Raw genomic sequence first — 26,504 nt, 5'->3', positions numbered from 1 at the left:
CTATTACGAAAAGATTAAATAGTTAATAGTTAGTACTCTAATCATGCAGTACAAATGGATAGCCTTGAGCAATACGACTTTGGGAGTCCTAATGGCGACGATAAACGGCACGATCACGATCATCTCGCTTCCCGCCATATTCAGGGGGATAGGGATAAACCCACTGGCCCCCTCATCTTTCCAGTACCTTCTCTGGATCCTCATGGGCTACAACGTTGTAACCGCGACGCTTCTCCTTTCCTTTGGAAGGTTGTCTGACATGTACGGAAGGGTCAGGCTGTACAACCTCGGCTTCCTGGTTTTCACCGTGGGCTCTATCCTTCTCTCCTTAACCTTTGGAAGTGGGGATATGGCTGGCCTCGAGCTCGTGATATTCAGGATAATCCAGGGAATTGGTGGAGCGTTCTTGATGGCGAACAGCGCGGCAATCCTCACAGACGTTTTCCCCGTCAATGAGAGGGGTAGGGCACTTGGAATAAACCAGGTAGCTGCGCTGGCAGGATCGTTAATTGGGCTTATCCTGGGAGGAATTCTATCGGTCATAAACTGGAGGTATGTCTTCCTCGTGAGCGTTCCAGTAGGGGTATTTGGAACGGCGTGGAGTTACCTGAAGCTCAAGGAGACCAGTGCAAGGAACAGGGAGGGGATAGATTGGGTCGGTAATGCGGTGTTCGGCCTCGGGTTAATCCTTGTACTAATTGCAATGACCTACGCCCTTATGCCCTATGGCTCAGCGCAGACCGGGTGGGGTAATCCCTTCGTCATACTCTCCATGGTTGCAGGGCTGGGACTTCTGGCCTCTTTTCCCTTTATCGAGACTAGGGTCAAGTACCCCATGTTCAGAATGGAACTCTTCAGGAATAGGATGTTCGCTGCGGCCAACTTTGCTGGATTTCTGAGGTCCATAGGCTACGGAGGTCTCATGATCATGATAGTGATCTTCCTCCAGGGGATATGGCTCCCGCTTCACGGATACTCCTACTCTGAAACTCCTTTCTGGGCAGGGATATACACGATCCCCCTAATGGTTGGATTCGTGAGTGCGGGACCAGTGAGCGGTTGGCTCTCAGACAGGTACGGATCGAGGGGGCTAGCTACTGCGGGAATGGTTCTGGTCGGCATAGGTTTCTTAGCCCTGACCGCGCTACCCTACAACTTCAGCTATCCAGTGTTTGGAGCAATCATCTTCATGATGGGAGTCGGAAATGGGATGTTCGCTTCTCCAAACACTTCCTCGATCATGAGTAGCGTCCCCGCAAAGCACAGGGGAGCTGCGTCGGGGATGAGGTCAACGCTTCAGAACACTGGACAAACGGTGAGCATTGCCATATTCTTCACGATTGTGATCCTTTCCCTGAGTTCGTCGTTGGGGCCGTCATTGGCTCACGCCCTAGCTCAGGCAGGCGCTCCTCAGCTTTCGCCCTATGTACAAAAGGTTCCAGTGACCGGGGCCTTGTTCGCGGCCTTCCTTGGATACGACCCCGTGAAGGCCCTACTCGGAACCTTACCCGCTTCAGTTGCCTCCCAGATTCCCAGTAGTGCGATCTCGATCATGGAGCAGAGGACCTGGTTCCCAAGCGCAATTGCCCCCAGCTTCATGTTAGCCTTGAGGGAGACGTTCTACTTTGGGGCTGCGCTCTCCTTCATAGCGGCAGTAGCCTCAGCCCTGAGGGGAAAAGCTAAAATCCCGGAGGAGGTTGTCCAATATGATGCAGAGAAAACTAGACGTTGAAGTACTCGTGAGGATCTCCAGGGTCTACCGAGCGGTGAAGAGGGAGTTCAACAGGAGGCTTGAATCGCGTGGACTCAACTACATAGACTTCCTGATCCTCATGACCGTGAAGGAGTCCCCGAAGTCCATGGTCTACCTAGCTAAGGAGGTGCTGATGACGCAGGCTGGGATCACGGCAGCCATAGACAGGCTAGAGGAGAAGGGGTTAGTCAAGAGGGAGAGGGACAAGGAGGATAGGAGGATCATTAACGTGCAGATCACAGAAAGTGGAGTTAGGGCAACTGAGGAGGCAATGCAGGTCTACGAGGAGATGGCCTCAGAGCTCATGAGGGATTTGGGCGTAGAGGAGAAGGAGAAGCTGATTGCTTTACTGGACATTCTCCAGGAGAAGATCCTGCGCCAGGAGAAGATGGCCCAGCAGTCATGATGTTGTGGATTTAGCTGTGGGCCCACGTGGTATCGAGGGAATTCCGAGCAATTCTGCTTGTCATGTACCCAACTTGGAACCAAATCCGGATCCAAGCTACGCTAGTTTATTCTATTTTTGGATCAAGTTTCCGAAATATCCATACACAAGACCGCGTCATTAAGGTTTAACTGCTTTCCCTATGGCAGTTTGTTTGCGTATAGTTAACGTGCCATTTCACAAGAGAACCCATCAATAGTTGTCCTAGGCCACTATGAGACTATATAATTTTTATCATCTTTTTCGCAAGCCTAAAGTAAATTTTAGCCCTCTCCTCGTTAACCACGTGAAGCTCAACCGGCGAATCAAAGGGTAGACCATACTTATCGACTGCGTTCAGGAAAATCCTAGTTCTTAATTCCCGTAATTCCTGGACACTCTTGCCAGGTAAAATGACAAGGATATCTATGTCGCTCAGGACCGTTATCCTGTCCTCAGCTACACCACCAAAAACGTAAACTTCCGCCTGAGGATAGAGCTCCTTAGCGGATTTAGCGATCTTTTCAGCATACTCTCTCCACCTGGAAAGGTGCATGAATCTATCCTTTACCCAGCTTGACATTCTTGCTAATCTCCTCCAGCTCATTTATTATGTTCATGGCCACGTTGAGTATCTCCTCAGTGGTCTCCTTATCATATTCAATGTCCTCGTATCTCGAATCTATGTAAGCAACTTCTAGATCGATTAGCTCCTTCCTGAACTTTTTCACGAGATTATCGAGGTCGTTTGCTAGATTTTGATACCCGTTCTCTCTCAAGAGTTTAGATAAGGATGAGATCAAACTCCTTATTTCATGTGATTTAATTTCAGACGCAAACATTTCGAAAAGGATAGCTTTCACGTAAAGTTGAATAGCCTGTTCCGCGTAAAATACTGCAAGATCGTAGATACCCTCATTTAAGTCCCGCCTCGCGTCCTTAAGGAATTGCAAAGCCCTTCGTTTCAACGTCTGTACCTTTACGCCACTCATCAGGTGAGCTTTTCCCTTGGATACTAAATACTTTGCTGATCAGTAAGGTTGCGCCTATGCTACAACTTCAACGAGAACCGGGATTACGCGCTCACATTCAGGTCATTAACCGCGATCACCAGTTGAAGCGCTGGCAGGTAAGTTCCCTCTGACCCTACGTAGAAGACCTACGCTAAATAAGGTGACACTGGCTCGGCGATTCCGTACCTCTTTACGTGGTATGTGAAGTCATCTATTAAGAGGACTGGGTCGTCCCGAACGATGGCCTTGACCAACCTCACCAGTGTGCTGTTAGAGATCTCATCGAGCTTAGACAACGTGTTAGCGTAATCGAACCCCCATGACCTGCGTCACGCTCGATAGTCCTCGCATCGCGGCAAGCCCCAAGCTTTGCGAAGGTATCACTCCTAACCTCTCTCTGCAATTTCGCGATCCTCTTTACCTATTTCGTGAACTCGCGATGAATCTTCAGTTCATCAATACGGGTATACATTAACTAAAATAATCAGGCAATGTCAATCTAAGAAGTTTATAGGGAAAAGTTAGACCATGCCGATCTCCCATATAACCTAATAATTTTGATTGGCGGTTCAACTACAGGGGAATGCCTATCATTCATTCACCTTTTTAGTAAATTATCGGAATTTAGTATTTCTAACAAATAATAAAGACTAAAGAAAAATCTATTTCATTTACTTATCTCTTCTTAATAAACACGAAGGCTAAGGCAATAATAACCACAACAGTGACTATTAAAATCAAGAATGTTAGATTGAAAGGAGATCCATTACTTTTACTGGAAGTAGAAGACGGGATGCCTGAGGATGAGGTCGATGTGGAACTTGACGAATTGGTCGAGGAAGTAGTCGAACTCGTATTGGTTGGAGGTGTTCCAGAAGTAGGGGAAGACGTGCTAGAGCTTTTCGGCATAATTACTGATACATTATTTGAATAGTAGTTCATTACGTACACGTAACCATTGGAAGGATCGTAGAGAGCGTAGACTGGATCTAAGCCAACAGGGACGTTAGCTACAACATTATTACCTGAGATAACAGAGACTGTATCTGAAGGAGCACCACCAACGTACACGTAACCATTGGAAGGGTCGTATATGGGAGGAGTCCCGCTACATACTTTCAAATTACCTACAACATTATTAGCTGAGATAACAGAGACTGATGTATTTCCAAGCGCGTATAATACGTCTACGTACACGTAACCATTGGAAGGGTCGTATGCAGCCTCCCTCGCTCCAACACCAACAGACACATTACCTACAACTTTAGTACCCGAGATAATAGACATATAATTTGAATGTAAGTTCGTTACATATACGTAACCATTGGAAGGATCGTTAACTAAACACGTCGGGTCTGAACCAACAGGGACGCTAGCTACAACTTTAGTCCCTGATATGACAATCACTGAATTTGAATGTGGGCTACCGTTAATCGCGTATATGTAACCATTGGAAGGATCGTAAAGAGAATAGGTCTGGCCAACACCAACAGGGACGTTACCTATAACAGTAGTACCCGAAATAACAGACATGTTATTTGAATCTAGGTTCGATACATACACGTAACCATTGGAAGGGTCGTAAACTAAAAACTCCGGGGCAACACCAACAGAAACATTGGCTACAACACTAGTACCTGATATAACAGAGACTGTATCAATAGCAAAATTCGTTACATACACGTAACCATTGGAAGGGTCGTAAACAGCATAAAGTGGGGTGGTAAAATAACCAAGACTAATATTAGCCACAACCTTAGTACCTGATATAACAGACAGTATACTTGAATTGTAATTTACTACGTACACATAACCATTAGAAGGATCGTAAATAGCGTAATCCTGACCACCATCAACAGATATGTTGTACACTGTAAAACCTGATGTACTTGATGGATCGTTATTAGGAACCATACCTGTTTGTTCACTCTTGTTCCCATTCGATATCATGGGATTAACTGACCTAGTGTAGGTGTAATCGTTCATCACACCTAAGCCTATGTAGTTCATTGACCGAGAATGGCTAGTCGAATCTGACCCAAGTCCTTGGTGAACTAAATTATAGGAATTAGCTGATTCTCCAACTATCCCCGAGCCCATAGATGTATACGAGCCAGTCGCAGGGATTAACACCGATAACAAGAACATAGTTGTAAATAATACAATAAAAATAAACGAAAATTTTAAGAATTTCATTTATACATCAATATTTTTGTGAACGCTAGTATAAAAATCTTTTTAATATGTTTGTAACGTTATCTTGAAGTTATATTCTAGAGTCAATTATTCTCTCGTAGGCTAACCTAACTTAGTGCCTCACATCTCGAGGCTTATATTCGCATTATGGTCCCATTGAAACTGACGAATCCTGAGGCTATACCCTGGAGTTAGGATGAAAGATAGTATGCGTGGATAGGAGGATCACGTTTTAGTTACATCTTACCCAAGTACCCCCTTCGAAAGGAACAGAAGTTCTCAAGTCTGCTCACCTCTGTTACTGGAAACGTGATGTGACCAGTCTTGCGAGGACGGAGGTTAGGATCTATGAATGGATCATCTTGTCTAGGAATCCACATCTAGTCGGCCTTGATACCCTCATCCAAAATCTGAGTACCCCAGATCGAGGAGCTTACCAGGCTACCCTATCTTTAACCAGGTGAAAATCATAAGGATACCCTGAGACCTCGAGATCTCCGTGCTGGCCCGTTTGGATCCTCAGCTTTCACATGCTACTATCGTGGCGGAGCTTAGCTCACAGGAACTAACCTCAATCTGGAGATTTCTTTCCCATGTCTAGCCCTTCTTGACTTCGTTTCCTCGCGAGAAGGAACTTCTTCCACGGACTGGTTTCCCAGGGAAAATCTGGTTACGAAGATATTCGTAAATTCACCACAATAATATGAACTAATTTTACCGAAACACCTGGATCTATTCACTTTTTCAGAATTATATCGTTATGATGTCACCGGGGTAAACTTGATTTATTTAGTTATATATTTTCTAGAAATCTAGAATAAATGTAAAATTTAAAGTCTGCCGAGAGAAGATCTGTATTGACCGGAATGACGATACAGATTTTGTTCGATTTCTCAGTTATCTATATTGTAATCATGATGCTGATAGATTTTTGGATATTCGGTTATGTTCTAAGGAAGGAATTTGTGAACCTGAAGGCTATCCTATTCCTCATCTCAGTTACCCTGATCATGTCAAGCGAGAGTGTCTCCATCGCATACATCGCTGTTTTACATGGCTCACTTTTTATGGAACCAGTTACCCTAAGTGTAGCATTTACTCCCATGCTCCTTTCCCTTCTAGTAAAATCTGAAAGAGTTAGCGTGAGGAGAAGCCTGAGGCTTTCAGCAATTCTCTCGATTGCTCTGCTGGTAGATGAAGTTTCCATGGGATATCTTTATGGTTCCTTCGCCCCTCAACCAAATCCAATCCTGACGGCAGTAGACAATCCAGCGTTCGGTCTCATGATGTTGGGGGATGGGGTTTACTTCATGGCAATCTCCAGAACTAAGAGCGTGGTGGATTGGTCATTAACCACGTTCGCCTTGTCCATGGCGTTCATGCCGTCCCTATACCGCGTTGCGGGGGTGGAATTGGTAACCTCCTTAATGTCCTCCCTCATCATGATAGTGAACATTGTCATGCTTTACATCATAGAAATGAGACAGACGACCTTGAGGGGACAATTGGTCTCCATATCCCTCGCATTATTTGATTTTGTTATGATGCTTGGGCTTTCGTTTTTTGCGGGATTTAACGATCTATACGTGATCACCTTGGCCATGCTCATATCCATGGTTTGGTACTTTTTCCTGATCTTCTTTAACGTCCCTTCCTCGAGGATACAGATGAAGCTAAGGTATCCATTCCTTTTTCTAGTTCTGGTAAACTTGGCTGAGCTAGCCATGGGCTTTGGGGAGAGCGTATTGGGTTTCAATCTTACCAACGCGATCTTTTCTAGTTCCGTGATGCATCACGGCACTTCCATGTCGCACTCGGGGATGGCCATGAGATCGCCCTTCACCAACCCCTTCTGGTGGTTATTCCCCATTAATCCATTGACGATGACAGAGATGTATCTTCACAAGGGTTTCTTGATATCCCTCTTCATGACCCCTTTCATGCTCGTAATGAGTACGACGATGTCACCATTCTACGTAATCATGATGGGGGCGGAGATGTCATTCCTTGTATATCAAAGGTACAAGAGGGTTAAGAGCAGATACCTAAGGAACTGGACGCTCGCAATACTAGTTGGAGTTCCCATTTTCGTTGTATTGATCCCCTATTACACCAATTTCTACGTGTTCGGAATGAGCGGTATGATATTCCCCGTTACGTTGGCAACGTTTGCCCTTTCCCTGGGTGTTATAGTGGTAGCGTCTATCCTATTCGGTAGGGGAAGTTACTGCAATCTAGTGTGTATGTCTGCCCATATGTTCTCCAACATATTTTACGAACAGTTTCAGGCCAAGACCTCATCCAAGATCTGGGAGTATGCGAGACGAATCCTGATGATCCCCATGTTTCTGTTCTTAGGACTCTACGTTATGCAGGAGTTACATGGTGTTAATTTTCCGCTTGATCCCCTAAACTTCTACGGTATGTTCACCCTAAACTATGTGTGGTGGTTCTTCTATTTCCTGACCCCCATATTCGGGACCTATTCGTGCGCAAGGCAGGGATGGTGTGGTTTTGGAACCTTCACTGGAATTTTCAACAAGGTATTATTCAAGATAAGAGCCAAGAACCTAGAGACGTGCAGGACTTGTTCCACAAAGAATTGCGATTCCTCATGCCCAGTAAAAATCCCCGTAAGCCAGGACATCATTAGGCAGGGCTACACCAACAGGGTAAGTTGCGTGGGATGTGCGAGATGTGTCGAGGTCTGCCCACACGAGAACCTTGAAGTAAGAAACATCCTCTCCTTGCTCAAGTAAAAAACTCAGGAGAAGTACATCATGGGATCTTCGTATTTCCTTTTCTTCAATGAGTTGTAGTACTCTGGATACTCTATCTTAAGGAAGTCCTCAGGCATCTTTGCCATGTCGTAGGGAACTTCTTTCCTTCCAAGGAGCTTAATCATCTTATCACCGATTTAATCTAATACTGTAATGTTTAAAAAGTTACTGTGCCTCTTTAAGTATGCTTAGACCAAACTCGGAAGATAAAGTATTCTAGGATTCAGTAGAAAATATTTAGATAAATGAAAAATAGATTTATAGGTTTACCACATTCTCCATGAAGGCGTCCATCTTTCTGAGGACGTCGAGGTTGGTTATGCCGAATTTTCTCCCTATCTCGCTGGGCAACTCGTATACCACGAATGTCCTGTTACCGGAACTCCAGATGGCGAGCCTCAGTGGCAGCTCATAGGCTATGTCCCTGTTCTCCTGCATGAGGAGGGTCCCGACCCTGGGGTTGCCGAATATGAGGACCTTCGTTGGCTCCAGTTTGAGGCCTACCTTCTCTGCATTAAGCGCGTGGTCAATTTCGGCAAAGATTTCGGCACCTAGGTTCTTGATTTTCTCCTTGATCCTGGGGAGTACTTGATCCATGGGAACGGGGAACTCTTTCCTGATCATCGGGACCAGATATGGGGTTCTCTTTTATGTCTTTGCCCAAGTTAGGCATCTATGGGTTTCCTCAACTTCACGAGGATGTTGTACACGAACCCCGAGAGTTGATATACCCACAGACCCACGGATATGTATGCGAACACCAGGGCGATGAGCGAGACACCAGGAATTCCGGTCACCCTTGCCGTAAAGTAAGTTCCAAGGTCGTACACCGCTATGGGAAACACCGCACTCCAGAACTGGAAGTCATACTTGAGGAAGGATATGTGTTTCGCGAGGTGCTTCCAGGCAAAGAGGAGAAAGAGTAGGGGCATCCACCAGGTGCCATAGGCCCATACCAACACTCCAGTACCAAGGAGGAATGACCTCAGCTCTAGGAGAATTGGGAAGGAGGGACTGGCATGAAGGATGAGAAGGGAGGACGATAGGGAGGCCAGTGCTGGAAACCCTCCGTTGATCCAGTAAGCTGGGATCACGTCTCCCGCCTTCACCCTAGATAGAAAGAGCCTAGATGAGATCAAGACCGTGATGACCAGGTAAGTTACCCATCCCACAAAGTACGTGATTAAGCCAGGGTAGATTAACTGAGGGACTTTAGTCGACAGGTCTAGGGATAGCACTGAGAGGGTAAGGGTGGACACGGGAAGAAGTAACCAGAGACCGTTAACATCCTGAATTCCTCCCTTCTCCTCTCTCACCGTCAGTGTGAAGAGAAAGTAGTACTGAAGGAGTATCCAGAGAACCAGGCTAGCTCCCCACAGTACAAGGGATATGCTCTCCATGTGGAGGACCAGGACTAAGTCGTCACCAACCACGTCCGTACCGGCAATGGCCGTGAGGTAACCCAGTCCCCTACCCGGATCCAGGAGGTCCTCCCTCACCCTATCCCTGTAACTGATTATCCTGACTAGGTTAAGGAGGACTAGGGAGGTGTACAAGATCAAGTTCAGAACCGCAACTAGAGCCGCGACTGAGGTCAGACCGTATAGCTTGAGGATGATGGAAACGACGCCAGTCGCCATTACACTGCCGAAATAGGAAGGTGAGAGGACAGAGATCTCAAAAAGTATCCTTTTGAGCATGGGAACTGCTATTACACTCAAGAAAAAATCTTACCCTGGTAGGTAGGGGGTCCCGCTCAACTTCCTGTGGAGTGCCTTTTCAAGGGCAATGAAAACTGCAGGGAGGGCCCCAGTGGTTCCGGCCTCACCGACACCCCTTGCCTGGCTCAAGGTGTTGGATGGGGTAGAGAAGGACTCTGAAATTACCCTGCGAACTGCCTCAACCGCAGTGGGGAACCCGTTATCTGCGATTGATCCATACACGGGATTACCGTTCTCGTCATACGGTGCATACTCAAGCAGGACCTGGGAAGCTCCCTGTAGAACGCCTCCCACGATCTGTCCCTCAACCTCTGATGGGATTATTGCCCTCCCAACGTCGTCGATAGCGTAATACTCGAGGACCCTGGCGAAGCCCGTCTCCTTGTCCAGGTCGAGGACTGCCATATGTATTCCAGGGGTGTAGAGGTCCGAAGTCTTGGTGAAGGTCTCAGCCTCGAAAACCTCGTCTGAGTTTATGGCCTGCCTCACGGTGAGACCCCTTTCCCTTATCTTCTGGAGGACTGCCCTGGAGGCCTCAATCACGGCTGACCCACCGGCAGCTGCGCTCCTACTCCCGAAGCTACCTATCCCCTCCTTGATTAGGGAGGTGTTGTTTACCTCAACCTTGATCTCGTTCGGGTCAATCCCAAGCACCTCTCCTGCTAGGAGAGCGAACGTGGTTCTGTGGGCTTGTCCGTGGGGTCCACTGCCCACCGCAATGAAGACTTCTCCCCTTCCTACCCTCACCTTAGCACCCTCGCCGGGGGACGCCCTCACAACTTCAGTGAAGGCTATGAAGGAGATCGCCTTTCCCTTGTGCCTCTCCTTGAGAGTGTGGTAAACCTGCTCGGCCCTTGTAAACATCTCCCTGTACGCAGCCTTATCTATCTTTACTCCCAGGGGGGTTGTGAACTCTCCGTCCAGGAGGTTCTTCTTCCTAACCTCAAGGGGGCTAAGACCCAGCGTCTCTGCCAGATCTTCAACAAGTGTCTCAGTGATTAGGGCTGCCTCAGGCCTCCCGGCTCCGCGGTATGGGCCGGTGGGAGGTTTATTCGTGTAAACGCCTAGTGCCCTCAACTTAGCGAACCTCATCTTGTAGGGACCGTTCGTGAGGGAGGCAATGAATGCTGGGGTGGTTGTGTTGATGGTGAAGGCGTAAGCACCTAGATCCACGGCAATGGTCCCCTCAAGGCCTAGGATTGTACCGTCCCTCTTGGCGTGAAGTTTAACCTTAGACCAGACTCCCCGCCCTTGGGTTGGGTTGGTAAGGTGTTCCCTCCTAGTCTCGATCCACTTCACAGGTCTTCTCAGCTTCATAGAGGCCAGGGCAGTCAGGACGTACTCCGGATAGGCAGGGACCTTGTTCCCAAAGCCTCCACCAACGTTTGGAGGAGATTGGACCACAATCTTCTCGGGTGAGACCCCAAGTGCTTCCTGGAGATCTGCCCTCACCCTGAAAGCCGACTGGAAGGATCCAATCACGGTGAGTGTTTCACCGTTGTAGTACGAGATGACACCCTTAGGCTCCATGGGGTGCTGAACTATCCTGTCTTGGAGGAGCTCCCTTTCGACCGTGACCTCAGAGTTCACCAGTTGCTCTAGATCTCCGCCACTTAGATCAAGGTCTATTGCAATGTTCCCTTTCTCATGTATCTTGATCTCCTCCCTCATGGAGTCCTTCACGGAGAGGATGGGCGTCTCTTGGGCGTAGTCCACGCCTATCTCGTCAGTCACGTCTTCAACCTCGTATCTGTCCTTAACAACGAAGGCGACCACGGGCTGGCCAACGAAGTTCACTCTCCCATCGCTCACGATAGGCATCTTTACGACATTCTTCGTCCTAGGGTCTGGTCTAACTGGCATGTAAGTTGAGACTGAGTCCCAATCCAGGAAGAGGAGGACATTATCGCTTCTCGAGATATCGAGCACCTTTCCCCTGGCCACCTGCGATCTAACCACGCCAAGATAGACAGTGTTGGGGAGATCCACATCATCTATGTATTTACCGTGTCCCGTGATTTCATCTAGGTGTTCCCTAATCTTGATCATAACGATTGCCTATAAGATGGACATTAAAAGCCTTTCTTGAACGTGTTTCATTACCACGTGATCAGTGTAATAGTGCCAAGCTAAGGTACAACTTTGCTTTTGGCCTTAAACGAACTTGGTGTCGAAAACTTACATTATGATCATGGCTTATCTATCCCCTAGTGTGGTTAGCCAGTCTAGGTAACTACCTATGTGAAGACTTGATACCGGGATATCGCTTAAGTGAAACCTTAGCAGGTTCATAAGACATGGATTTATCACTCTCCTGTTACTCGGGCGGAATCTCTTGAAACACTTCCTTGAGCTCAATGCCTTGTCTCCTCCTTAGCCAGCTTGCGATGGCGTAAATTATTGCCCCGCTCCCGACCAGTGCCACAAGGTACCCGGTACCAATCACGTTTATCCCCGAGCTAGAGACTACCCCGAAGAAGGGATTGGTCACAGACTCGTACGCAAGGAAGGCCATAAAGGCAGACGAAAGCGCTCCCAGTATCATCAAAGGCCTGCTCCTCTCCTCCTTCCCCACCTTCATTCCCGTTAATCCTACCAGGAAGAGGTAGATAGCAGCTAATGGCGTGTACGCATACAGCGACTCAGCACCATTTACGGAGATCAGCGGAATTGCGAGGAAGATCAGCGTCAGGACAAGGTCAAGTATGTGGGCCAGATAAGGAGAAGATGCCCTATTTAACTTGGCAAAGAAGCTAGGGAAGACCCTGTCAAAGGAGAACGCGAAGACGTACCTCGAGAACACGACGACTCCGAAGGCCATGACAAAGAAGTTCCAGGAGATAAGACCAAGCCCCAGTATCCACTGTATCAAGGGAGGCGAAACTGCTATTGCCGCAGTCCAGAAGTTGTAGGTGAAAGACGGATAGAGGGAGGCATTATAGGCGTACCCTCCCACTAGGTCCATGACCAGGAAGGGTACTGTAATCATTGCCGTGGTTAGTAGGCTTGCGAGCACGAGGTTAAGTTTCACGTTACCCTTAGCCTCACTTGCAACCGCGGGTCCAGCGTAGAGCCAGATATACGCATAGGACGCGAAGTAGGGAATCATGTAAATTGTGGACCCCCAGCTGAACGACGGACCAGTATAACTAGTTGGCGTAACGCCCTCCCTAGAGAGGAAGACCTCCACGGCCTGGTGAAAATCGCCGGTGTTCGCTAGGATCATCACAACCCCGAGTGCCAGGGTCGCAGAAGCGAAGATTCCAAGCCACGTCGTTAACGTGTATCCCCACCTCGGCTTCACTATGTTCAGGAAAATGATCACTAGAAACGCGAGAGCTGACAGTCCATAGATCAGGAGTTCTTGCTCCAGGGTGAGGGTTCCGTAGGGATTCACGAACACGTTATTGCTAAGGTAGACCAACGATTTCACGTTGTCCAGCACCCCGATCTCTGAGAGCACTGCGTTGATCGCGGACACCGAGAAGAAGGCAGATAACGCAAAGAAGGGAGGCATGTTGAAGGCTATGGCTATTCCCATGATGCTACCTAGGGCACCATTTAACTTCCTGGATAACCACACGTAATCCCCACCCGTCCTTGGCATCCTTGTCATGAGTGACGTGTACAGGAGGACGAGCGGAAGCGAGATAAGGAAGGTGAGGAGAGAGGCCACCCACAGCCTTGCCCCAGGAACTATGTAGGGCGAAATCCCTTGGAAAACTGCCAGCCCTGCTCCCATGTTTGCAACGTTGAGCATTACGAGATCCTTGAGGGTGGCCTGTTTCACGAGCCCGGAGGACTGTCTGAGGAACTTGGACATGTTAACCCAAACTCTAAAATAAGAAAATGTTCATAAATCATCATTATCCTAACAGAATATGCATACTGGGTAGGAGGGGATCGGCAAAAAATGCCAGATGCCGTGAAGAGGGTCCTCCTCCACGGGGAGGGGGACGGCAGAACAAGGGAGAGGGTGAGGAGACTCCTGAGGGAGTACGGGATTCAGGAGGTTTCAGAGGGTTACGACGCAGTGATAGAGGTGGGAACTGACGGGGATCTCCTGAAACTCCTCCAGATACTAGGCGCTCCCAAGGTTCCAGTGTTCCACGTGAGCCCTCCAGGTTACTCCACCTTCTACTCCTCGGTGGACTGGGACCAACTCAGGCCCGGGTTAGAGAGGCTTTCCATGGGCGATTATCGCGTGGAGCAACTCACGAGGTTAAGGGTTTGTGTCGGGAATAACGAGCCAGTGTACGCCCTTAACGAGCTCGCGCTCTTCCCCTCTAGGAGTGCAACTCTCATGGAGTATTCCCTCGTCGTTGATGACGAGGTCCTGTGGAGCGATAAGGCTGATGGTATCATTGTGGCCACGCCTGCAGGATCAACCGCCTACGCTTTCTCCGCCGGAGGTCCCATGGTTCTGAAGGGGGCCCCCGTGTTCGTTCTAGTTCCCGTGAATTCCCTAAACCCCATAAGGAGAAGTCTTGTGGTTCCAGACGGGTCGAGGATGGTGATAAGGGACATCTCAAGTCAGGTGAACGTTGAGGCAATCCTCGATGGGGTCGCTAGGGTCAGGGTGAATGATGCGGTCACTGTGGAGAGAGGAGAATCAATATCCCTCATTAGGTTCACCGAGAAGGTTGGAGAGAACATCGAGAGGAAGGTAAAGCTTACCCTCGAAAGTCAGGACATACCACCAAGTGCAAAGTTTGTGTTAAAGATGCTTCAGATTTACGGTGAGGCCACACCGAAGGAACTAGTGGAGAAGACGGGTCTTCCAGACAGGACCATAAGGTACGCCCTCTCAATTCTCGTAAAAAAGGGGATTGTGAAAAGAGTTGCGAATCCTCGAAACATTCAGCAGAGAATCTACAGAGTCAGTAGAGCATGACTAACATCTTGACCCAGTCTCAAATGACTATTAATATAGTGAAAGATTCGAAGTTAGAGCTTCTAGATAGTGATTGTCATGTTGTTCCATTGCGAAGATAAAACATCTCTTAAGAGGAATAAGTACCTTATCCAGAGTTTTTAACTGGTCCTTTCTAGTTGATTTTACTAATTTCGATCTCTTTCAGGCTCCCTGCACGAGAGGTCATCATTGATATTCTGAATTCCAGATCCTCTACCTCTTTCCTAACATTTTCGCGTTTCACCAGAAGGTCAAGCAGTCTTTGGCCCTTATCAGTTAAACACCTTAGATTACCGGTTGTAACTATGAACCCGTTCTGCTCAAGATCGTTAAGGTACTTGTTAAGTAGGTCATAGCTTAAGTTTGCCCTATACATAATTTCAGTCTTCTTCCCTCCCATGGCACAGATCGACAGAATATCAAGGTAAATTTCTAGTTTCCCACGCCTTTTCGTCGTCATGATAAATAGATCTCTCGGGAATATTTAAGAAGTCTCTCATGTTGCGTATGTATCATTTGACAGAAATCACCTAACGCCTGTCAAGTTTTTCTTGGTGTAAGGCTATCTAGGTTTTCCATTTGATCATAACTTTGGTACTCTAACGGACACCTGATTGACCTTGATTGTCGCAACGCCGTCAATGGCTATGCCTTCATGGAAGACGCGTGGTAAAAGGGGGAATCGTAACTGCAACTACAATAGTTATGAACTCATTCATGACCTTGTGGAACTTAACTTACATTCAGATTTCCAGGTTCAAGGAGGCCCTGCTCATCCTAAACTCTACATAATCTGAGATCATGAAAAACGGTTTTAGACGCTTAATAAGAATCTTTATCAGGTACTGTAAATCAGAATTTAGAGTAGATTTATATGAAATAAAAAGAGATTCATTTATAAAAAAAAAAAAGAAAATATTTCGTGTTACTCGGTTAACTGATAGCCGTAGAGGTTCAGGTAGTAATCGAAGGTTGTCTGTTGAGGAGCACCTGGGTTGTTGACTAACAGTTCTACTATCAATATATCATAGCCAGGCTGTCCACCAGTCAAGGTTACACCTGATGTAGCGAAGTGTTGGTTTATATTCTCTGTTGTCAGCAATGTGAACGTAACTCCACCAAGACTTATTTGCCCACTTTTAGCTTGGGTAGCTGACTGAGAGATTGGGATCATGTTACTGGAGAACAACTCGTTAGAGTTTAGGGTTGAAGTGTTTGGATAAGCAAGTATAAGGAACCCAATATTTTGATCTACGCTAGATGGAGAGAAGTGTGCGTCCTCGATAGAGGCATTAACCATTAATGTACCATTTCCATTATATTGTACATCAACTACTTTCCAGACATATATAGCCGTATAATTATTCCCCTGATCATTAACTAAATTTGTAGCTGGAGCACTACCAGGTCCTACCTCAGGTAGATTCACAGTCAACTGACCTGCGCCGTTAACAGTAGCGAAGTTTTCAAGAGGTTGAATCTCTATTAGAGCGTCATGACTATTAATGTTCACAACGCTTCCACCAACGTCAGTCCCAATGCTGAAACCCACTAAAAACATCTGGGCAAACAACACTGTAGCTAACGCGACTAACACGGATATTGCGGTTACAGTTTTCAGATTCACGGTTTCACTGAAAACATAAGAGCGAGACCAACTATTTAAATTAAGTTCATCATGTTAAAATAAAATATATATCAAAAATTGTGTGATATATATCTAGGACTAGACATCGTATCTACTAAAAAGAGTAAGAATCTAACTTGGTCGATTTCTTGAAACGGGCCAATCATCGTCAAATGAACTACGTCAACTCATCCTTTGTCTGCCCGCTTAAGATGACGAAACGTTACCTATTACTGTGATTCTTGGTAGAGATGACACTATCACTATGCCAGTTCAATGATACCTATAATTCCGCCCAACGTTATCAACGCTATTGTCACAAAATACAGGATTAGTCTCGCCTTGCCATATGCATATCCTCCCATGATTTCGCGTTTGCTCAAAAGTATCCCTATGAGTATACCTGGCAATGCAACAACTATGGGCGACAGCGAGAGTAAGGTCAAGGCGAAGTTAACTATCGTCGAATAATTACTACCCACTAATAAGATGATAAGAACTGCGGGAATAGATTCCAGGATATATAACTTTATAGTATTATTGTAGCTGTTTCTGTTAATGGCCTCTAAAACTCCCCAGGCACTACTTAAGGAGACTACTACGAGTGTAAGAAAACCTGCAGTAATTAGGGTCACACCAAATATGAAACGGAGCTGACCTAGGACATTTCCCAGCTTTAATGGATCCTCTGGGTCAACCCCACCTAGGATTGTTCCCACGATCTCAGCTATTACAACAATGATCTCGGTCACTATAGACCCCGCGACTGTCTCCAAATTGAGCCAGGACACCTTTTTTGAGGTATCTATCCTTAGGGAAGAGTATTTGGTTGCCGTGGCAGAGCTCTGGTAAATCAGCATACAAGGAGGCGTGACCACGGCACCAACGTTTATTGCTAGATAAAAGAAGTAGTTCCGAGAACTCGAAAAATAAACCAGGCTCTCCCCAGAGTTAATTCTTGGTGCCACTATAATGAGGGACGACAAGATCAAGATAACCGATGTGAGAATAAGGGATTTCTCCGTAATCTGATAATTTCTGGTTACAATAACCAGAACATGAAGTCCAAAGAACATCAGTAACCCGACTAGGGGATTTATTCCCACCAAAACAGATCCAATAGCTATCCCAGCATATTCGCTGAGATAAGTGAAAAAGTCGACCACGAAGATTGGAATTGTAGCCAGTATAGATGTTCTCCTAGAGTAGTTTTCCCTGATTAGTGTGCCAATACCTCGATTTGATACCGCTCCCAACCTCCCAGAGGCTTCCTGAATAATGAACAGAGGAATGGAAAGAACTAGCAGGAACCAGATTAGCCTGTAACCAAATTCTTCTCCGGACGATACTCCTCCTAAAATACTGGCCGCGTCGGAATCTGCCAAGAGAGCTATCCATGCAGGTCCAAAAAGTTTAGCTGAATCCCTTATGCTCATTTTCTTCACCTCAGTTAGAAAGTAGATGAGGTAATCTCACACTGTTGTCCTCGATGGCTAAGACATCCCTGAATTTCATGGTTCTGTACACAATTCATAAACATCCTACCAGATCTTGCTACTAACTAAATTATAAGTATTCTTATCTAAAATTAACTTTCAACAACTATTATTTCTTACTATTAAGATCATGTTAGGAAGATTGGAGTAACTCTTAGTTAGAATATTTTATAATATAGTATTCATTCTAGATTATGAGGGTGAATAAATGCAAGATAAACCTCAAAGGGATGAGCCTACGGTAGTGGGCGTAGAAATCCTGGAAAAATCTGGATTAGATGTCAAGAAACTCATAGAGAAGCTCGTGAGAGCAACAGCAGCGGAGTTCACGACGTACTACTACTACACGAATCTCAGGATGCATCTATCGGGTATGGAAGGAGAGGGATTTAAGGAGATAGCCGAGGACGCTAGATTAGAGGACAGGCTACACTTTGAACTCATGTCGCAAAGAATCTACGAATTAGGTGGAACATTACCTAAGGACATAAGGCAAGTGGCTGAGTTGTCTGCATGTGCTGATGCGTACCTGCCCGAGAACTGGAAAGATCCTAAGGAGATACTGAAGGTGCTACTAGAGGCGGAGCAGTGCGCCATAAGAACATGGAAGGAGGTATGTGACATGACCTACGGAAAAGATCCCAGAACCTATGACCTTGCACAGAGAATATTGCAGGAAGAGATAGAGCATGAGGCTTGGTTCATGGAGCTACTTTACAGTAGGCCATCGGGCCACTTCAGGAGAAACTATCCAGGGGAAGGTCCCTTCTCTAGGAAATCAAGATATGAGTGATTTTTTGGGATAAAGATGTTCGTGAAGGTATGTAGAGCACCGGAACTTAAGGAGGGAAAACCCACTAAGTTCCGGCTTGACCATGTGGACGTTGTTATTGTGAAAGTCGGGGATAGGATATTTGCCATGGATGCGTACTGTCCGCATAAGGGAGGAAATCTGGAGTATGGAGACGTCTTATGCGACGGGAGATGCAGAATAAGGTGTCACCTACATTATTACGAGTATGATTTGTGTGATGGAAAACTAATACCAAACATTTACAGCAATAAACCGGGATCGTGGTTTCGGTCCCCAGATTTGAAAGTCTACGATATCAAGATAGTAAATGATGAGCTATTCGTTAACGTAGACTAGTGTGGAACATATCAAAATTAATGTCATTCGTGAGATCAGAACTATTCAAATTGGCGCCAAGTAATTAAATACTACACACACTAAACGTAAACACAATAAAATGAAGTTTGACAAGTGGGACTTGATCGATTAGTTGCTTATTCTAGGCATACCGAACGTCAAAACACAATCTCGAGTGGCTCAATCGATCCATTAATTTGTCTTGTTCACTGATGACATCAGTTTAACAGTGTTGGAAACATGAATCAAGAGAACAATGATGATCAAAATAAGAAGGATAACGTTTCCGTAGAGCACGACCTGAAACTGAAAAGAGCTCATTAGTCTAGAGAAGGGTCCTAGCACTGCCTCTATCACAGCTATGACCGAGAGAATCTTGATCGACCTTGTGATAAACCTAGAAGAATTGATTCTATTTGTCAAGTCACCTATTCCATTGGCCTTACTTAACACGAGCTCCAGTTGCCTCTTTATGGGAACAAACTTGCTGATAACCTCAGAGTATATATCGTTCCACTCCTTTCCCTGAAGATTCGTTATGTATACTAGCAGATCTTCGAGAAGGTTCATTGCGTCTCCCTGGGTTAACAGGTCAGTGAGCGACATCAAAAAGTCAAGGACGACTCCGTTTATCGCCTTGTTCTTCATAGATGAGATCATCTTATCGTAATAATCAACTAATTTCCATAACAGTATCAAACTGGTCGCGGATAGTACAAGGTTAATTAATTCGAGTAATGTCAAAAACATAACATCATGGTTAATTATATGAAGAGTTAATAAAATGGGACTGAGCAAAGCTTAAACTACTATATATCTGCCCCAACAGGTAATACATGAGTAACGAGACACGGATCAAATCTTCTAGATGAAGACTTTCCGCAGGGGTTAACTACCTTGTGGAGATTTTCGTGACTACCAGTGAGATAGTCAAGTATGTACTAGGGCAGGATTAAATGAGAGTATTTTAAATATTTTTCAAACAGTCAGTAGATCATGATATTAATTAGCTCAGGCTATGGAGTTGAGAGTCCTTGAACCCTGTTGTCGACCTGACCTGGGAATACGTTAAGCCTATCCTAAAATTGCTGTTTAAGGTTTTCCTTGTCATCCTCTTGATCTTTTCAATTGCCGTAATCTCTGCGAATCTCGACGGAAGACCCCTATTCGTTGCATTTACTAGCGGATATAGTATGTATCCCTACCTTAAGCCGGGGGAGTTGGTGTTTATTGTACCGGAACCCTTTGCAGGAAAGGTGAATGTAGGAGACATGATCGTGTTTCACGATCCAGATTACGGGAAGATACCGGGATATCCACCTTACATAATCCACCAGGTGGTAAATTCCACTGCCAAGGGGTTCATCACCAAGGGGATAAATGATGATTATGTGGATCAGATATACATGCCCCCTGTGAACTCCTCAGAGGTCTATGGGAAGCTCCTTATCCTAGGTGGTAACCCCGTAATTGTTCCGGGAATAGGATCTATAGTCTATTTCCTAGAAAATAACTCCTTGGAGGGGGTTATAATTCTCACGCTGATGGGAATATCCTTCCTTATCCTGGATACGTCCTTCAACAGAAGGCATCAACGCAGAGAGCTGAGGATTTCCACGAAGGGAATTATGTTGGCTATAGGTATTGTGGTCATCTCCTTTACGATTATTGCCTCCCTCGCGATGTCCTTCTCCGCCACCTTTTCGTATTTTACCTCTAATACTCCAGTTGAGATCGGAGGTGGAGCTCTAAACACGCCCTCAATAAACCTGGGGGTCATCTTACATGGACATTCATCTTCCTACGTCGTTAACGTGACTAACAGACTTCTCATACCTGAATATGTCGAGGTATCCTCGGTCAAGGGTTCGAGCTCAGCTTACTATAACGTGACTCCAACAAACATGATCCTTATGCCCTCTCAAACTCTTCACCTGAGGTTCACCGCAATAGGAAACGGATCTCAGGGACTTAAGTTGGTTGTGGTCAAGGCCTTCGTAATCCCGACCCTTTTCCCTATTTCTGCGCTGGCAGAGGGTCTGAAATACTATCCCCTGGAGTTGCTATTGATTAGTTCGGTCATTAGTACATTGCCATTTATAATGTTCGTGTACATTGTGAGGTTGAAAAGTGATGATTGGTAAGATAGCTCTAACCATGTTCATGATCGCAGTTGCATCCTTTCTGGTTCTCTCATCCTGGATGCCAGGTTTTGGTGTCTCGAATCGTGGGGTCTTTGAGATAGGACCCACAATGGCATATGGCTCCATTTCGTATGAGGGAAATCAAACTTATGATCTGTCGCTAAATGATGTGTACCTAGTATCCTATACAAACCAAATTCAAGTGGTTATTATCTGCCCCCACGCTTCCATAGTTAGCGTGAAAACAGACGGATCGTACACGCTCCAGAACGGGGAACTGGTGATTCAGTACTTTAATCAAATACCATGTGCTGAGGTCACACTCAACTCAACCTCAGTACCTACTCCAACCGTGTCCATGCAAATGTTCATTGCTCAAGGTAGCTTAGGGCTGGTAGGGGTTGATCTCTCATGAAAACTAAAACTATGTTGGCACTTGCAATATGCCTCCTATTTCTGTCGATTTCAGGGACCATGATCTATTACGGCTACGCCTCCAACGTTCCTTATTATAGGAGTTATGAGGTCCCAACGTATAGCTATCAGGCTCAACTAAACCTGTGGAGCAATTTCCATATCAACAACTCCATCCTGTTTAACAACGCCTCGTGCGTGAACGCCAGTTCAATGTTCTCCAAACTCGTGGAGGGCGTGAATCTACACGCCAACGTTAATGCCACAGGAAGTTCGCCCACCTCGTACAATGGAAGTTACGTAGTTTATGAATATCTTTCCACAAGCGATTGGACAAAGTACTTGGGAAGCTTTCATGGGGTGATCCAAAACTCCTCAGGACAGTCACTCTTCTTCCAGTACTCTCCCAACATAACTCAGTACAATAACTTAACCCAGAAAATTAATCAGCAGGTGGGGATCAGTTCCAGTAGATTTACAATAAAGCTCGTGGTTGTCGCCAACCTGACTCTCCACAGTAGTCAGGGAAATATTCCAGTGACCCTTGATAAGAGCATGGAGGTGTATTTCGGCTCGCTGAACTATACTTTCTCTCAGGATCCAGGGGGTAACGTGACCCAGACGCTTTATCATCAGAACCTTGTGAAGGGGATGACTGGGTACAACAAGATGCTGTTCATATCTGGAGGAATATTTGCACTGTTTGGAGGAGTCTCCTTCGTCTATGGACCTAAGGCAGGAGAAGCCATGAATCCGGAGGCAGCGGCAGAGAGGACATTGAGGAAGTTGTCAGTGAGCGGGACAAATCCACCAGTTACTCGAGAAGTCAAAGTTGAAAGCGCTAGGGGGCTGCTGAAACTCACGAAAACCTTATCCAGAACTCCTGTGAGGTTCGAGAAGGGATATTACGTTATCGACTCAGATACCGCTTATGTTTGGTATAAAAGTTAATTATTTTTAGTTTTTTATTAATCTTCACCGCACTTATTTTTGAAGAGTTATGTAGTGTGTGGAGTATCCTAAAATTAACGTCATTCTCCGAATCAGAACCATTCGTAGATTTGGCGTTAAGTAATCAAATACTCCAGACAGTAAGAGTCATATGAGGTTTTCAGGCTTATATCTGATGATCCGCCTTCTCCTGGCGCCTTGTTCATGGAACCTCAATAGAAGAATGTGTGATGATCTTCTGTCTTCGTTATCCTTAAAGTTCTAGAATTACTCACTCAATGAAGATAGAAAACATCGTGAGTCAGTGGACACCACTATCACTCTCTTGTGCTGGCTCATCAAGTTTTTGTCCGTATTAGGATATAAAGATTTGACAAGTGGATCACAATTCTGTCAAGGTTACGAGCTCACACGTACATTTAGTTTATAAGTTAAAGGTTGTTAATTTAACCGGTTATGATGATAAGAAGAACTAGACAAGAAATTGTTTTAAGTATGCTAGAGGGCTGTTCGGGTATTGGAACCAATAAGACCAACTTGATGTATAAGTCTGGTCTCAACTATGACTCATTTCTTAGGTACTTAAATCATCTCATGGACCTCGGTCTAATCTCCTTCTCCGAAGGGAAGTATAGGTTGACGGGAGAGGGGATGAAGACCATGGATAAGCTGAGGAAATTCAAGGAACTTAAGAAAAACATGCAAAAGATGATGGATGACATTGCTGACGTTTGAGAGGTAGAGAAGGTACTCCCTCTACGATCAATTTTCTTTTTTTATACGAATTAAATCCTTAAAAATCGTACATCTTTGATGTTGATTAAATAAAAATTCTTCCTAAATCCTTGGTATCTATAGTTATAATATTCATCTTCTACGATATAAAACTAGGGAAAACTAGATTATTTTAATCATTATATATCAATCTTCATTATTTTACTGAATTCTGTCGATAGCATGAAGTAATCCCTAAACCAGATCAGGATTGCCTTCTCCCTATCCATCTTTACGAAACCGTAGGGATGAATTATTCTAGAGAGGTTGCTGTAAATCCTTTCGAGTGTCCTAGAGTCATGGCCCAAGAGGTAACACGTGAGTCCAATCAGTGCGCTCACCTTTGGCATAGCCAGCGTTAAGGCCACGGCCGGTGCACCGCACTTACATTTCACCTTTCCCTTGATTCTAAACCTGGAGATATCGCTGGAGTACTCTGGAAAGGTTAGATGTTTCCTACACACCGGTTTCCCAGCGAGGAATATACCCTCTCCCTCGAGACTGGCCTTCGTCCCCAATCTTTTCCTTCGGGAGAGGGCCTCACCTAGACTCGTGATTATGAACCCGCTATCCACAAGTCTGTGCCAGGTTCTACTCCTTATGAGATCCAGGTAGATATTACTCGTCCTCTCGACGAACCTAGAGAGACAGAACCTTTCCAAGATAAACCTGTTGCTCTCCTCAGCAGAGTGGAGATTCCCCCTTAGGGCACTGTGATAACCCTCGATCACAGCGTGACGTATCTCATCCTCAAACACTAGACCACGGTAAATGACCATAGACTTCCTGACGTATTCCCTCACTAGCTTGTTGAGGCCTGACCATCCGGACGGAACTTGATCCATGATATCCAGTGTGTTCCTCCTAGTTCTGAACAGGTTATCCGACACGAAAAGGAGGGCCTCCTCGCAGGCTCTCGATCTGCATCTCCTTATCTTGTCCTCTATCCATCCCATTTAACTCCCTCGATCAATACAGAGGACGCAGTTATCACAGGTTTTCCTCCCTTTAACCTGTCAAGATAGGGAAGTGTGGACAGAATGGTACAAGCAACGTAAACTATTTCTGCCTCGGGATTTTCGTGGCCTATCTTCACAGAGCTCTCTACAAGGTGAGGAGGAGTGCTCGATATTGCATCTCCACCTGTTCTTCCCAGAGCCACTGAACCTACTACCTTACTAAACTCTCTCAGCCATTTGACCTCGTAGTCATGCCTGTACTGATTGTACGGTGACACAAGGAAAACCCTCTTTTCCCTAACGCGTTTCGCTATCTCCTCGGTGGAGATGATCACAGGTTTCGAGAAGAATGAGTGAAGTAGTTTCCATCCTTCACTTGAGAATACACCGTAGGATCTCGCGTATATGATAAGGTCAGCCTTCTCTATCTCCGCCTTCATCTTGGAGAGCTCCTGGAACATTCTTCTTCTCTCCTTGGGGGTTTCACCATGACCTGGGTAGTATCTCATGTAGAAGGCGTTAACGTCAATTAACCTGGAAATATCCCTTTCCAATGCTTTATTTTCCTCAGAGATTATAAGAGAAATTCTCATTTTACATTTTAAAAGATTAATCAATTTTTTACTTATAAGTTTATTGGAAGGCGAGATTCAGAGAGACATAAAGTTAAAGGTTGAGGAGATTGGTTTGATCCATGAGAGTCGTGGTCACGGGAGCCGGTGGCCTCCTCGGTAAGAGGATAGTTCAGGCGTTCAAGGACTACGAGGTTGTGGGGGTATACCACAGGAGCCAACCGGAGACCTCCCCTTTTCTCGTCCTAGATCTCAGCTCCCTAAACTTGAGGCCCATTGAGGAGCTATCGCCGGACGTCATCATCCACGCCGCAGCTCTCACAGACGTGGATAAGTGTGAAAGGGAACCAGATCTCGCCAGACTCCTCAATGTCGACGTAACTAGGGAGATCGTAAAGGTTAGCAAGAGGACCAACGCTTTCCTGGTTTACATTTCAACCGATTACGTCTTTGATGGAACCAGGGGGAATTATCGGGAGGAGGACGAGACCAACCCCGTAAACGTTTATGGCCTAACGAAACTTGAGGGCGAAAAGCTCGTGAGGGATGTGGATAGCCTAGTGGTTAGGACGAGCACGCCCTACGGGAGTAACCCTGCTAGTGGAAAGGACAACTTCGCGCTTTGGTTGCTCAAGAAGCTGAAGGCTGGGGAGAGGGTTAACGCCCTCGTGGATCAGGTTACTTCTCCGACCCTCAACACGAACTTTTCCCTTATGTTGAGGGAGGCCGTGGACAGGAGGATTAAGGGTGTGTTGCACCTCGCTGGCCGATCCCAGGTTAGCAGATATGAATTCTCCCTGGCACTCGCGAGGACCTTTGGGCTAAATGAGACCCTGATTAACCCAGCTCACTTCAACGAGATGAAGTGGTTCGCTAGGAGGCCCATGAATTCCTCCCTCAACGTAAGTAAGGCAATGTCGCTTGAACATAAACCCATGAGCCTTCAGGAGGCCTTGAGTGAGTTAAGGAGGGAAATTGAGGCCAACGATATAGTCTGGAAGTGAGGCGAAATTAAGATTTCGAGAAATCGAAACTTCAATCCCCCTACTCACTAGAATCCCTTCTCCGTTGTCTCTAGCATCCAGTATCTGTATCAGTATTTGTGACGGTAATTCATCCATTAATTCTCAGTATCGCATCAACTCCCGTGTACTTGACATGTGGAACCTTTATCGAGAATCTCATATCTTTCTCCTAATCCTTTCAAGTCTAATCTCTTCGTTCAACTTCTCCAGAAATCCTCCAATCCACCTGTCTCGAGCAGTTAGGGAAAACACGCGTTTAAACACTCCCTCATATTCGAACTTAAGGATCAGCTCGTCATCCCTTGGAGCGAAGGTTAATCTTCCCGTCCCTATTCCACCACTCTTCACTTGGAAGACATATCTAATCTCTGTTCCCTTGAAAACCGTTCCCGATATCTCGAAGTCCCTCATTGCATATTTTCCGCTACCCCTAAAGGAAGAACCGTTAACCGTGATACTTTTGACCGGTGGAAAGAGTCTAGGAATTACGAACTCAGGATCAGATAGAATAGTACTGACCGCTTCCCATTCATGATCCAGTTTTATGCTTCTCGTTATTTCCATACATAAGAATGAGGCGACTTATGCCT

26 protein-coding genes and 1 pseudogene are annotated in these 26,504 nt (G+C 45.8%); 11 read left to right on the top strand and 16 right to left on the bottom strand.

What is annotated here, in order from left to right:
- The first annotated feature begins 43 nt into the window (after window positions 1-43).
- Both MSED_RS06485 and MSED_RS06480 read left to right on the top strand, forming a co-directional pair.
- Window positions 44-1,732, top strand: coding sequence for an MFS transporter (locus tag MSED_RS06485; protein WP_012021226.1), 1,689 nt, complete (start codon window positions 44-46; stop codon window positions 1,730-1,732).
- Window positions 1,707-2,159 carry a MarR family winged helix-turn-helix transcriptional regulator gene (locus MSED_RS06480; RefSeq protein ID WP_012021225.1) on the top strand — a complete coding sequence of 151 codons (453 nt, stop codon included), beginning with the start codon at window positions 1,707-1,709 and terminating at the stop codon, window positions 2,157-2,159. The genes MSED_RS06485 and MSED_RS06480 overlap by 26 nt, the downstream gene beginning before the upstream one ends.
- 259 nt (window positions 2,160-2,418) lie before the next feature.
- Here MSED_RS06480 and MSED_RS06475 read toward each other — a convergent pair whose 3' ends face one another.
- The 4 genes and pseudogenes from MSED_RS06475 to MSED_RS06465 form a co-directional block, all read right to left on the bottom strand.
- Window positions 2,419-2,760 (bottom strand): nucleotidyltransferase domain-containing protein, encoded by a 342-nt coding sequence (locus MSED_RS06475; protein WP_012021224.1) that lies wholly within the window; start codon window positions 2,758-2,760, stop codon window positions 2,419-2,421.
- The gene (locus MSED_RS06470; RefSeq protein WP_012021223.1) at window positions 2,738-3,169 is read right to left on the bottom strand and encodes a HEPN domain-containing protein; all 432 of its coding nucleotides are present in this window, start codon (window positions 3,167-3,169) and stop codon (window positions 2,738-2,740) included. The genes MSED_RS06475 and MSED_RS06470 overlap by 23 nt, the downstream gene beginning before the upstream one ends.
- Window positions 3,170-3,336: 167 nt before the next feature.
- Window positions 3,337-3,492: pseudogene (locus MSED_RS12575) on the bottom strand (hypothetical protein); the annotation flags it as partial.
- 373 nt (window positions 3,493-3,865) lie between these two features.
- Complete coding sequence (locus MSED_RS06465) at window positions 3,866-5,176, bottom strand: YncE family protein (RefSeq protein WP_144418765.1); 1,311 nt, start codon at window positions 5,174-5,176, stop codon at window positions 3,866-3,868.
- A 1,076-nt stretch (window positions 5,177-6,252) separates the two neighbouring features.
- On the opposite strand from MSED_RS06465, the gene MSED_RS06460 reads away from it, so the two are divergent.
- Complete coding sequence (locus MSED_RS06460) at window positions 6,253-8,145, top strand: 4Fe-4S binding protein (RefSeq protein WP_012021221.1); 1,893 nt, start codon at window positions 6,253-6,255, stop codon at window positions 8,143-8,145.
- Between the two features lie 5 nt (window positions 8,146-8,150).
- Here MSED_RS06460 and MSED_RS12355 read toward each other — a convergent pair whose 3' ends face one another.
- The 5 genes from MSED_RS12355 to MSED_RS06440 form a co-directional block, all read right to left on the bottom strand.
- Window positions 8,151-8,291, bottom strand: coding sequence for a hypothetical protein (locus MSED_RS12355; protein WP_012021220.1), 141 nt, complete (start codon window positions 8,289-8,291; stop codon window positions 8,151-8,153).
- 133 nt (window positions 8,292-8,424) lie between these two features.
- Window positions 8,425-8,790, bottom strand: coding sequence for a DUF302 domain-containing protein (locus MSED_RS06455; protein WP_012021219.1), 366 nt, complete (start codon window positions 8,788-8,790; stop codon window positions 8,425-8,427).
- Between the two features lie 41 nt (window positions 8,791-8,831).
- On the bottom strand, window positions 8,832-9,866 hold the full coding sequence (locus MSED_RS06450) for a tellurite resistance/C4-dicarboxylate transporter family protein (RefSeq protein WP_048060079.1): 1,035 nt from the start codon (window positions 9,864-9,866) through the stop codon (window positions 8,832-8,834).
- A gap of 30 nt (window positions 9,867-9,896) precedes the next feature.
- The gene (locus tag MSED_RS06445) at window positions 9,897-11,936 is read right to left on the bottom strand and encodes a xanthine dehydrogenase family protein molybdopterin-binding subunit (RefSeq protein WP_012021217.1); all 2,040 of its coding nucleotides are present in this window, start codon (window positions 11,934-11,936) and stop codon (window positions 9,897-9,899) included.
- Between the two features lie 268 nt (window positions 11,937-12,204).
- Window positions 12,205-13,710, bottom strand: a complete 1,506-nt coding sequence (locus tag MSED_RS06440; protein ID WP_012021216.1) for an APC family permease — start codon at window positions 13,708-13,710, stop codon at window positions 12,205-12,207.
- Window positions 13,711-13,800: 90 nt separating this feature from the next.
- On the opposite strand from MSED_RS06440, the gene MSED_RS06435 reads away from it, so the two are divergent.
- On the top strand, window positions 13,801-14,781 hold the full coding sequence (locus tag MSED_RS06435; RefSeq protein WP_012021215.1) for an NAD(+)/NADH kinase: 981 nt from the start codon (window positions 13,801-13,803) through the stop codon (window positions 14,779-14,781).
- A gap of 154 nt (window positions 14,782-14,935) precedes the next feature.
- On the opposite strand, the gene MSED_RS06430 is transcribed toward MSED_RS06435, so the two are convergent.
- From MSED_RS06430 to MSED_RS06420, 3 genes are all read right to left on the bottom strand, one after another.
- The gene (locus MSED_RS06430) at window positions 14,936-15,262 is read right to left on the bottom strand and encodes a winged helix-turn-helix domain-containing protein (protein WP_012021214.1); all 327 of its coding nucleotides are present in this window, start codon (window positions 15,260-15,262) and stop codon (window positions 14,936-14,938) included.
- 465 nt (window positions 15,263-15,727) lie between these two features.
- A complete protein-coding gene (locus MSED_RS06425) occupies window positions 15,728-16,429 on the bottom strand; it encodes a hypothetical protein (RefSeq protein WP_012021213.1) in 702 nt (233 codons plus the stop codon).
- Between the two features lie 263 nt (window positions 16,430-16,692).
- Window positions 16,693-17,865 (bottom strand): NRAMP family divalent metal transporter, encoded by a 1,173-nt coding sequence (locus MSED_RS06420; RefSeq protein WP_012021212.1) that lies wholly within the window; start codon window positions 17,863-17,865, stop codon window positions 16,693-16,695.
- A gap of 268 nt (window positions 17,866-18,133) precedes the next feature.
- On the opposite strand from MSED_RS06420, the gene dps reads away from it, so the two are divergent.
- Both dps and MSED_RS06410 read left to right on the top strand, forming a co-directional pair.
- Entirely contained in the window at window positions 18,134-18,718 is a 585-nt protein-coding gene (gene dps, locus MSED_RS06415; RefSeq protein WP_012021211.1) for a DNA protection during starvation protein, read from the top strand.
- 21 nt (window positions 18,719-18,739) lie between these two features.
- Window positions 18,740-19,075 carry a Rieske (2Fe-2S) protein gene (locus MSED_RS06410; protein WP_158497972.1) on the top strand — a complete coding sequence of 112 codons (336 nt, stop codon included), beginning with the start codon at window positions 18,740-18,742 and terminating at the stop codon, window positions 19,073-19,075.
- A 192-nt stretch (window positions 19,076-19,267) separates the two neighbouring features.
- Here the strand turns inward: MSED_RS06410 and MSED_RS06405 are convergent, their stop codons facing one another.
- Window positions 19,268-19,723, bottom strand: coding sequence for a hypothetical protein (locus MSED_RS06405; RefSeq protein ID WP_048060078.1), 456 nt, complete (start codon window positions 19,721-19,723; stop codon window positions 19,268-19,270).
- A 386-nt stretch (window positions 19,724-20,109) separates the two neighbouring features.
- On the opposite strand from MSED_RS06405, the gene MSED_RS06400 reads away from it, so the two are divergent.
- The 4 genes from MSED_RS06400 to MSED_RS06385 all read left to right on the top strand — a co-directional run bounded on the left by MSED_RS06400 (window position 20,110) and on the right by MSED_RS06385 (window position 23,319).
- Window positions 20,110-21,219 (top strand): signal peptidase I, encoded by a 1,110-nt coding sequence (locus tag MSED_RS06400; RefSeq protein WP_012021208.1) that lies wholly within the window; start codon window positions 20,110-20,112, stop codon window positions 21,217-21,219.
- Window positions 21,209-21,634, top strand: coding sequence for a hypothetical protein (locus tag MSED_RS06395; RefSeq protein ID WP_012021207.1), 426 nt, complete (start codon window positions 21,209-21,211; stop codon window positions 21,632-21,634). The genes MSED_RS06400 and MSED_RS06395 overlap by 11 nt, the downstream gene beginning before the upstream one ends.
- Window positions 21,631-22,584 (top strand): DUF5305 family protein, encoded by a 954-nt coding sequence (locus MSED_RS06390; RefSeq protein WP_012021206.1) that lies wholly within the window; start codon window positions 21,631-21,633, stop codon window positions 22,582-22,584. Before MSED_RS06395 ends, MSED_RS06390 begins: the two co-directional genes overlap by 4 nt.
- Window positions 22,585-23,040: 456 nt before the next feature.
- On the top strand, window positions 23,041-23,319 hold the full coding sequence (locus MSED_RS06385) for a winged helix-turn-helix domain-containing protein (protein ID WP_012021205.1): 279 nt from the start codon (window positions 23,041-23,043) through the stop codon (window positions 23,317-23,319).
- A 179-nt stretch (window positions 23,320-23,498) separates the two neighbouring features.
- Here MSED_RS06385 and MSED_RS06380 read toward each other — a convergent pair whose 3' ends face one another.
- Window positions 23,499-24,314 carry a hypothetical protein gene (locus MSED_RS06380; protein ID WP_012021204.1) on the bottom strand — a complete coding sequence of 272 codons (816 nt, stop codon included), beginning with the start codon at window positions 24,312-24,314 and terminating at the stop codon, window positions 23,499-23,501.
- Window positions 24,302-24,910 carry a maleate cis-trans isomerase gene (locus tag MSED_RS06375; RefSeq protein ID WP_012021203.1) on the bottom strand — a complete coding sequence of 203 codons (609 nt, stop codon included), beginning with the start codon at window positions 24,908-24,910 and terminating at the stop codon, window positions 24,302-24,304. The genes MSED_RS06380 and MSED_RS06375 overlap by 13 nt, the downstream gene beginning before the upstream one ends.
- Window positions 24,911-25,011: 101 nt before the next feature.
- Between MSED_RS06375 and rfbD the strand changes: the two genes are divergently transcribed.
- Window positions 25,012-25,893, top strand: coding sequence for a dTDP-4-dehydrorhamnose reductase (gene rfbD, locus MSED_RS06370; protein ID WP_012021202.1), 882 nt, complete (start codon window positions 25,012-25,014; stop codon window positions 25,891-25,893).
- A 177-nt stretch (window positions 25,894-26,070) separates the two neighbouring features.
- Here rfbD and MSED_RS06365 read toward each other — a convergent pair whose 3' ends face one another.
- Window positions 26,071-26,478 carry a DUF3211 domain-containing protein gene (locus tag MSED_RS06365; RefSeq protein WP_012021201.1) on the bottom strand — a complete coding sequence of 136 codons (408 nt, stop codon included), beginning with the start codon at window positions 26,476-26,478 and terminating at the stop codon, window positions 26,071-26,073.
- Between the last annotated feature and the right edge of the window lie 26 nt (window positions 26,479-26,504).

The sequence above is a fragment of the Metallosphaera sedula DSM 5348 genome (genome assembly GCF_000016605.1).
Lineage (GTDB): Archaea > Thermoproteota > Thermoprotei_A > Sulfolobales > Sulfolobaceae > Metallosphaera > Metallosphaera sedula.
This window is presented reverse-complemented; position numbering and strand designations above follow the sequence as displayed.

Bases quoted from the DNA above. Each gene is read 5' to 3' on its own strand.
- MSED_RS06485 (WP_012021226.1), top strand. From the start codon at position 44: ATGCAGTACAAATGGATAGCCTTGAGCAATACGACTTTGGGAGTCCTA.
- MSED_RS06480 (WP_012021225.1), top strand. From the start codon at position 1,707: ATGATGCAGAGAAAACTAGACGTTGAAGTACTCGTGAGGATCTCCAGG.
- MSED_RS06475 (WP_012021224.1), bottom strand. From the start codon at position 2,760: ATGTCAAGCTGGGTAAAGGATAGATTCATGCACCTTTCCAGGTGGAGA.
- MSED_RS06470 (WP_012021223.1), bottom strand. From the start codon at position 3,169: ATGAGTGGCGTAAAGGTACAGACGTTGAAACGAAGGGCTTTGCAATTC.
- MSED_RS06465 (WP_144418765.1), bottom strand. From the start codon at position 5,176: ATGAACGATTACACCTACACTAGGTCAGTTAATCCCATGATATCGAAT.
- MSED_RS06460 (WP_012021221.1), top strand. From the start codon at position 6,253: ATGACGATACAGATTTTGTTCGATTTCTCAGTTATCTATATTGTAATC.
- MSED_RS12355 (WP_012021220.1), bottom strand. From the start codon at position 8,291: ATGATTAAGCTCCTTGGAAGGAAAGAAGTTCCCTACGACATGGCAAAG.
- MSED_RS06455 (WP_012021219.1), bottom strand. From the start codon at position 8,790: ATGATCAGGAAAGAGTTCCCCGTTCCCATGGATCAAGTACTCCCCAGG.
- MSED_RS06450 (WP_048060079.1), bottom strand. From the start codon at position 9,866: ATGCTCAAAAGGATACTTTTTGAGATCTCTGTCCTCTCACCTTCCTAT.
- MSED_RS06445 (WP_012021217.1), bottom strand. From the start codon at position 11,936: ATGATCAAGATTAGGGAACACCTAGATGAAATCACGGGACACGGTAAA.
- MSED_RS06440 (WP_012021216.1), bottom strand. From the start codon at position 13,710: ATGTCCAAGTTCCTCAGACAGTCCTCCGGGCTCGTGAAACAGGCCACC.
- MSED_RS06435 (WP_012021215.1), top strand. From the start codon at position 13,801: ATGCCAGATGCCGTGAAGAGGGTCCTCCTCCACGGGGAGGGGGACGGC.
- MSED_RS06430 (WP_012021214.1), bottom strand. From the start codon at position 15,262: ATGACGACGAAAAGGCGTGGGAAACTAGAAATTTACCTTGATATTCTG.
- MSED_RS06420 (WP_012021212.1), bottom strand. From the start codon at position 17,865: ATGAGCATAAGGGATTCAGCTAAACTTTTTGGACCTGCATGGATAGCT.
- dps (WP_012021211.1), top strand. From the start codon at position 18,134: ATGCAAGATAAACCTCAAAGGGATGAGCCTACGGTAGTGGGCGTAGAA.
- MSED_RS06405 (WP_048060078.1), bottom strand. From the start codon at position 19,723: ATGAAGAACAAGGCGATAAACGGAGTCGTCCTTGACTTTTTGATGTCG.
- MSED_RS06395 (WP_012021207.1), top strand. From the start codon at position 21,209: ATGATTGGTAAGATAGCTCTAACCATGTTCATGATCGCAGTTGCATCC.
- MSED_RS06390 (WP_012021206.1), top strand. From the start codon at position 21,631: ATGAAAACTAAAACTATGTTGGCACTTGCAATATGCCTCCTATTTCTG.
- MSED_RS06385 (WP_012021205.1), top strand. From the start codon at position 23,041: ATGATGATAAGAAGAACTAGACAAGAAATTGTTTTAAGTATGCTAGAG.
- MSED_RS06380 (WP_012021204.1), bottom strand. From the start codon at position 24,314: ATGGGATGGATAGAGGACAAGATAAGGAGATGCAGATCGAGAGCCTGC.
- MSED_RS06375 (WP_012021203.1), bottom strand. From the start codon at position 24,910: ATGAGAATTTCTCTTATAATCTCTGAGGAAAATAAAGCATTGGAAAGG.
- rfbD (WP_012021202.1), top strand. From the start codon at position 25,012: ATGAGAGTCGTGGTCACGGGAGCCGGTGGCCTCCTCGGTAAGAGGATA.
- MSED_RS06365 (WP_012021201.1), bottom strand. From the start codon at position 26,478: ATGGAAATAACGAGAAGCATAAAACTGGATCATGAATGGGAAGCGGTC.